The following is a 6451-nucleotide window of genomic DNA, read 5'->3' as shown; positions in this document are numbered from 1 at the left end:
TTCTCGGCGCGCATCGCCCGCAACACCCAGCTCCTGCTCCAGCAGGAGTCGGCCACCACCCGGCCCATCGACCCGTGGGCCGGCTCGTACTACATCGAGTGGCTGACCGCCCAGCTGGCGGACAAGGCCCGGCTCCACCTGTTGGAGATCGAGGAGGCCGGCGGCATGGCGCAGGCGATCGGGGAGGGGATCCCCAAGCTGCGCATCGAGGAGGCCGCGGCCCGCACCCAGGCCCGCATCGACTCCGGCCGCCAGCCCGTGATCGGCGTGAACAAGTACGTCGTGACCGAGGACCAGGAGATCGAGGTCCTCAAGGTCGAGAACTCCCGCGTCCGGACCGAGCAGCTGGCCAAGCTGGCCAAGCTGCGGGCCGAGCGCGACGAGGACGCCTGCCAGGCGGCCCTGGCCAGGCTCACCGAGTCCGCCGCCGGCGGCGCGAGCCCCGACCTCGAGAACAACCTCATGGCCCTGGCGATCGACGCCGCCCGCGCCAACGCGAGCATCGGCGAGATCTCGGACGCGCTCGAGGCGGTCTACGGTCGGCACAAGGCCGAGATCAGGACCCTGTCCGGGGTGTACCGGCAGGAGGTCTCCAAGGAGGGCGCCGTGGACAACGTCACCAAGGCCATGCGGATGGCCGAGGAGTTCGCCGAGCAGGACGGTCGACGTCCCCGCATCCTGCTGGCCAAGATGGGCCAGGACGGTCACGACCGCGGCCAGAAGGTCGTGGGCACCGCCTTCGCCGACCTCGGGTTCGACGTGGACATGGGCCCGCTGTTCCAGACGCCGGAGGAGGTCGCCCAGCAGGCGGCCGACGCCGACGTGCACGTGGTGGGCGTGTCCTCGCTGGCCGCCGGCCACCTCACCCTCGTCCCGGCGCTGCGCGAGGCGCTCGCGGCGGTCGGCCGCGGGGACATCATGGTGACCGTCGGCGGGGTGATCCCGCCGGGCGACTTCCAGGAGCTCTACGACGCCGGCGCGGCCGCGATCTACCCGCCCGGCACCGTGATCTCGGACGCCGCCATCGAGCTGCTCGGCAAGCTGGCCGACGAGCTCGGACACGACCTGTCATCGGTCGAGTCCGGGGAGGCCTGATCGGCGGTGGCGGTCCTCGGTTCCGGCCCGGATCCCGCGGGCTCGGGTAACCCCCTCGGCGCGCTGTCCACCACGGCCGGCACCGGTGCGGTCCGCGGCCCGGTGCCGACCGCCTCGGGCCCCCGACCGCGTCGCGTGATCGACGTCGACGCGCTGCTCGAGGGCGTGCTGGCCGACCGGCGGCCCGTCCTGGCGCGGGCGATCACCCTGCTCGAGTCCACCAACCCGGCGCACCGGGAGAAGGCGCAGGAGCTTCTCCTGGGCGCGCTCCCGCACGCTGGCGGGGCGCTGCGGATCGGCATCACCGGCGTCCCCGGCGTCGGGAAGTCCACCTTCATCGAGTCGTTCGGGCTCTACCTGGTGGAGCGCGGGCACAAGGTCGCTGTCCTCGCCGTCGACCCCTCCTCCACCCGGACCGGCGGCTCGATCCTCGGCGACAAGACCCGGATGGCCACCCTCTCCACCGAGCCCCGCGCCTACATCCGGCCCTCACCCACGTCCGGCACGCTCGGCGGCGTCGCCAAGGCCACCCGCGAGACGATGGTCCTGTTGGAGGCCGCGGGCTTCGACGTGATCCTGGTGGAGACCGTGGGGGTGGGACAGTCCGAGGTGACCGTCGCGGGGATGGTCGACTGCTTCACCTTCCTCACCCTGGCCCGCACCGGGGACCAGCTCCAGGGCATCAAGAAGGGCGTGCTGGAGCTGGCGGACGTGGTGGCGGTCAACAAGGCCGACGGCCCCCACGTCAAGGACGCCAGGCGCGCCGCCCGTGAACTCGCGGCGGCGCTGCGACTGGTCCGGCCGACCGACGCCACGTGGAAGGTCCCCGTCCTCACCATCTCGGGGCTCGAGGGCGAGGGCCTGGACGACTTCTGGACCGCCGTCCGTTCGCATCAGGACACCATGGCCGCGATCGGGGAGGTCGAGGCCCGCCGGGCCCGCCAGCAGGTCGAGTGGACCCGCTCGATGGTGCACGACACGCTCATGGCGCGCCTCGCCGCCGACCCCGACGTCCGCCGCGTCGCGCCGGAGGTGGAGCAACGGGTCCGCGAGGGCACCCTCACGGCGGCCCTCGCGGCCCAGGCGATCATCGACGCCTTCGACTCCTAGCGCGCGCCCCGGGCTCACTTCCCGAGTGCCCCGCGGCATGAGCCGGGCCCTCGGTGCGGTCAACGCTTGCGCAGGACGAACCCGACCGCGCTCATGTGACGGTCGTGGGTCGTGAAGGTCTTCCGCATCGCCAGGACCCGACGACGCGCATCGGCATCCCGGATGAGATTGCGGACGATCCGCGCCATGCCGACCAGCCCCTCGTCCTCCAGCATCCGCCTGGGCTGCAGCAGCGCCATGGGCCGGAGCTCGGTGCGCTCGACCTCGAAGCCTGCCCCGTCGAACAGACGGGTCCACTCGGCCACGGTGAGCGGGCGGGCGTTGACGCGGATCGACCGGGCGAGGTCCTTGCGGATGCTCGTCTTGATCTCGTCGTCCAGGTCGTCGGGCACCAGGCACAGCTCGTGCACCAGGTAGTGTCCACCGGGTTCCAGGACCCGGCCGGCCTCGGCCACGATCTGCTGCTTGGCCGCATCTCCCTGCATGGTGAGCATCGCCTCGCCCACCACGATGTCCGCGGCGCCGGTCTCCAGTCCGGTCTCCTGCGCGGTGGCCACCACGAGGTCGCCGCGGCCGCCGATGGCGTCTCGGGTGACTTCGACCGCCTCGGGGTCGGAATCCACGCCGGTGTAGGAGGCGGGGCCGGAGTCGAGCAGGAGCGTGGCGGTGAGGCCGAGCCCGGGGGCGAACTCCACCACGCGCCGACCTGCGACGCTCGTGGCCGAGACCAGCCACTCGGACAGCTCTCGGCCTCCGGGACGCAGGACCTTCTTGCCCACGCGTGCCAGGAGCCAGTGGCCGGCGACCGACTCCGCGTCGCGGTCGTGTTGGGGGAGCGGGATGGTGGTCATTCGGGCGTCCTTCCTCGGGCGTCGCGGGCGCGACCAACTAAGGTTAGGCTCACCTGGTCAATGAGGTCAAGGTGGCTCAGCGGCGCTCGAGCGCCTTCCGGGCGGGCTCCTCGATCACGGTGTGGCTGACCGCCGCGGCCGCCAGCGACCCAGCGACGGTGACGGGCCAGATCACACCCATGCGCTGAGCCCACAGCGGGGTCCGCGTGAGCGGGAAGGCCGCGAGGAGCACCAGTTGGTGCCACAGGAACATGCCGTAGGACCACGTGCCGAGCTTCTGGAGCGGCTCGGACTCCAGCACCGGGAACCGCGTCCCGGCCGGGGCCAGGATGACGGGCGCCAGGACCAGGAAGGCCATCGTCCCGGCCAGTCCGCTCCGGGCCGCGAACTCGGCGGGTCCCGGGTGGACGAACCCCTCCGAGAACCAACCGGGAACGGTGGTGGCGACGAAGGCCGCCCCGCCGGCCGCCCACCAGCCCCACCTGGCCAGGTGGCCCCGGCACATGGCCACGAGCACCCCGGGCGGGGCGGCGGCGAGTTCGGCGAGCAGCATGCCGGCTGCGAACCACGCGGCGAAGGACGGCGGGAGGATCTGCACGTTGACCCCGGACGGCAGGATTCCGAGGGTGCTCCACGGGATTACGGGGAACAGCAGACCGGACGCGCCGAAGGCACCGATGACGGGGATCCTCCAGCGCGCCGAGTCTCCACGTAGGTCCTTCATGGCCGTCCACAGGATCGGGAACGCCAGGTAGAAGGCCATCTCCACCGCCAGCGACCACGCGTGGGTCAGACCCGCCACGAGGAAATTGGAGGTGTAGATCTGCGTGAGGGTGAGGTTGGCGATCCACGAGGACGGGCCGTTGACATGGTTCTGGGGCAGCAGCAGCATCGCGGCGGCGACCAGCACGATGTACGCCGGCATGATCCGGACGAGCCGCGAACGCAGGTACTCCCGCGTCGGACGGGCCGTGCCCGGTTGGTCCGCACGCGCATGCCTGGCGTGTGCCCGCCACAGCAGGAATCCCGATTTGGCGAAGAACACGGCGACGGCCAGGTCGAGACGGCCGAAGATCCGCTTGATCGGCGACCCCGTGGACGATCGGGTGACAAACGCGACGTGCGTGGTCAGGACCCCGACCGCCGCGAGTCCGCGGATCCCCTCGAGCGCGGGCACGAAGCCCGTGGCCCCCGCCGGACGCCGATCCGCGCTGCCGGCCCCCGCCGACTGCCCGGACGCCTGCCCCGCGCGCGGACCACCCTCCGACACCGGGTCGATCGAGCCCCCGGTCGCACGGCGAACCCTCTCGCGCACCGCGGCGACGGTCCTCTGCACCGAGTCCGTGATGGTCGACGGGGCCCCACCGGTCTCCGCCGCGCGCCGGGCGGCCACGACGGACACGATCGCTCCGCCCGCGACGACGATCAGGGCAGAGGCGACAGACCTCATGGGCACTCCCGGGGCGGTGAGGTGGGACGATGGCGCGAGCCCGGGCACCACGTCAGTGGCAGCCCGAACATCCGGGAGAGCCTAACACCGGTTCTCATTCTGCCCCTCGATCACCCGCGATCCGGCACGCGCCGCCCCTCCGACCCGCGCTGCCTCTCCGACCCGCGCTGCCCCTCTGACCCGCGCTGCCTCTCCGACCCGCGCTGCCCCTCCGACCTGCGCTGCCCCTCTGCACGCGATCGACCCGGATGTGCTGCCGGATCGGACCCGACACGCATCGCAAGCCGGAGGCGCAGCACACCCACCCGGAGTCGGGCGTCGTCGATGCCCGGGTCGCGGTCGAGGAGGACCGGAACCCGGGAGTTCACCACGGGCTGGGCTGGAAGTCCTTGAGGAAGCAGCCGTAGAGGTCCTCGCCGGCCTCGCCGCGGACGATCGGATCCACCACGCGGGCGGCGCCGTCCACCAGGTCGAGCGGGGCGTGGAAGCCCTCCTCGTGCAGGCGCACCTTGGTGGTGTGCGGGCGCTCGTCGGTGATCCATCCGGTGTCCACGGCGGTCATGAGGATCCCGTGCTCGGTGAACATCTCCTCAGCGGAGGTGCGGGTGAGCATGTTGAGCCCGGCCTTGGCCATGTTGGTGTGGGGATGCCCGGCGCCCTTGTAGCGGCGCGAGAACTGGCCCTCCATGGCAGAGACGTTGACGACGTACTTGCGCCGGGCCCGCGAGGCCGCGAGCGCCGGCCGCAGGCGCGAGACCAGGATGAACGGGGCGACCGAGTTGCACAGCTGCACCTCGAGCATCTCCATGGGCTCGACCTGCTCGACCGTGGCCACCCAGCTGTTGTGGTCCACCACGTCCGGCAGCAGCCCTCCGGCGTCGATCGCGGTGCCGGCGGCCATCCGTTCCAACGACGACGAGCCGGCCTGCAGGGCGAGCGAGGCGATGTGGTGGGCCTCCCGCTCCGCCTCCTCGCTGCCGATCAGCGCGGACTCCCCGCCCATGAGCGCGGCCGGATGGAGCTCGGAGGTGCGGCCCATGGTGATCATCGAGATGCCGGCGGCGCTGCCGGTGAGGGGTGCGGATTCGCCGTCGACCAGCCCCGAGTAGGAGCCCGGGGAGCGGCGCACCGTCTGGGCGGCGTTGTTGATGAGGATGTCCAGCGGCCCGGCGGCGGCCACCTCGTCGGCCAGCGCCACCACCTGGGCGGGGTCGCGCAGGTCCACGCCGATCACGTGCACCCGGTGGACCCAATCGGAGTGGTCGGGCATCGAGGCGAAGCGGCGGGCGGCGTCGCGCGGGAAGCGCGTGGTGATGGTGACGTCGGCGCCGGCCCGCAGCAGCATGAGCGCGATGTACATGCCGATCTTGGCCCGTCCGCCGGTGAGCAGGGCGCGCCGACCGGTCAGGTCCATGTCCGGGTCGCGGCGGGCGCGGTTGGCCTGCGCGCAGTCCGGGCACAGCTGGTGGTAGAAGGCGTCGACCTGGGTGAAGCGCTGCTTGCAGACGTAGCACGCCATGGCCCGCTGGAGGTGACCGGCGACGGCACCCGGGGTGGTGGAGACCAGCCGGATGCCGGCGGTCTCGTCGTCGATGCGGGTGGGCGACCCGGTCGCGGTGGCCTCGATGACCGCCTTGTCCGCGTCCTGGCGGGCACGGCGCACCTCGGCGCGGCGGGACTTCTTGAGCAGCTTGAACATGTGGCCCACCGACCGCTGCACCCGGATCGAGTCGGGGTGATCCTCGCCGAGCGCCGCCGCCTGGTCGAGGATGCGCTGGAGGGTCTCGAGGTCGTCCGGATCGATGCCTGTCACCAGGACACGGTACGACGACGACGTGGCCGGTCCCTAAACCGCTCGCCCCCGGAGGGTGGGTGCCCGGCCGGCACGGAGCCCGGTGAGCGCCTCCTCCATCGCGCGCGCCTGTCCGTCCCGCCTCCCGAGGGC

Annotated in this window: 5 protein-coding genes; 2 read left to right on the top strand and 3 right to left on the bottom strand. The window is 72.2% G+C overall.

From position 1 onward, the window contains the following. Positions 1–1095, top strand: a 1095-nt coding sequence (locus B4M60_RS11030) for a methylmalonyl-CoA mutase family protein (protein ID WP_291083630.1), incomplete at its 5' end; no start/stop codon positions are given. 102 nt (positions 1096–1197) lie between these two features. Beyond that, positions 1198–2205, top strand: coding sequence for a methylmalonyl Co-A mutase-associated GTPase MeaB (gene meaB / locus B4M60_RS11025; protein WP_291083668.1), 1008 nt, complete (start codon positions 1198–1200; stop codon positions 2203–2205). A gap of 59 nt (positions 2206–2264) precedes the next feature. Here the strand turns inward: meaB and B4M60_RS11020 are convergent, their stop codons facing one another. The 3 genes from B4M60_RS11020 to B4M60_RS11010 form a co-directional block, all read right to left on the bottom strand. After that, positions 2265–3056, bottom strand: coding sequence for a class I SAM-dependent methyltransferase (locus B4M60_RS11020; protein WP_291083627.1), 792 nt, complete (start codon positions 3054–3056; stop codon positions 2265–2267). Positions 3057–3132: 76 nt separating this feature from the next. Beyond that, complete coding sequence (locus B4M60_RS11015) at positions 3133–4506, bottom strand: acyltransferase family protein (protein WP_291083624.1); 1374 nt, start codon at positions 4504–4506, stop codon at positions 3133–3135. 364 nt (positions 4507–4870) lie between these two features. Next, the gene (locus B4M60_RS11010; protein ID WP_291083622.1) at positions 4871–6319 is read right to left on the bottom strand and encodes an SDR family NAD(P)-dependent oxidoreductase; all 1449 of its coding nucleotides are present in this window, start codon (positions 6317–6319) and stop codon (positions 4871–4873) included. Between the last annotated feature and the right edge of the window lie 132 nt (positions 6320–6451).

The sequence above is a fragment of the Dietzia sp. UBA5065 genome, from assembly GCA_002415925.1.
In the GTDB taxonomy this organism is placed as follows: domain Bacteria; phylum Actinomycetota; class Actinomycetes; order Mycobacteriales; family Mycobacteriaceae; genus Dietzia.
This window is presented reverse-complemented; position numbering and strand designations above follow the sequence as displayed.

Coding starts and splice junctions, on each gene's coding strand:
- B4M60_RS11015 (WP_291083624.1), bottom strand. CDS start 4,506: ATGAGGTCTGTCGCCTCTGCCCTGATCGTCGTCGCGGGCGGAGCGATC.
- B4M60_RS11020 (WP_291083627.1), bottom strand. CDS start 3,056: ATGACCACCATCCCGCTCCCCCAACACGACCGCGACGCGGAGTCGGTC.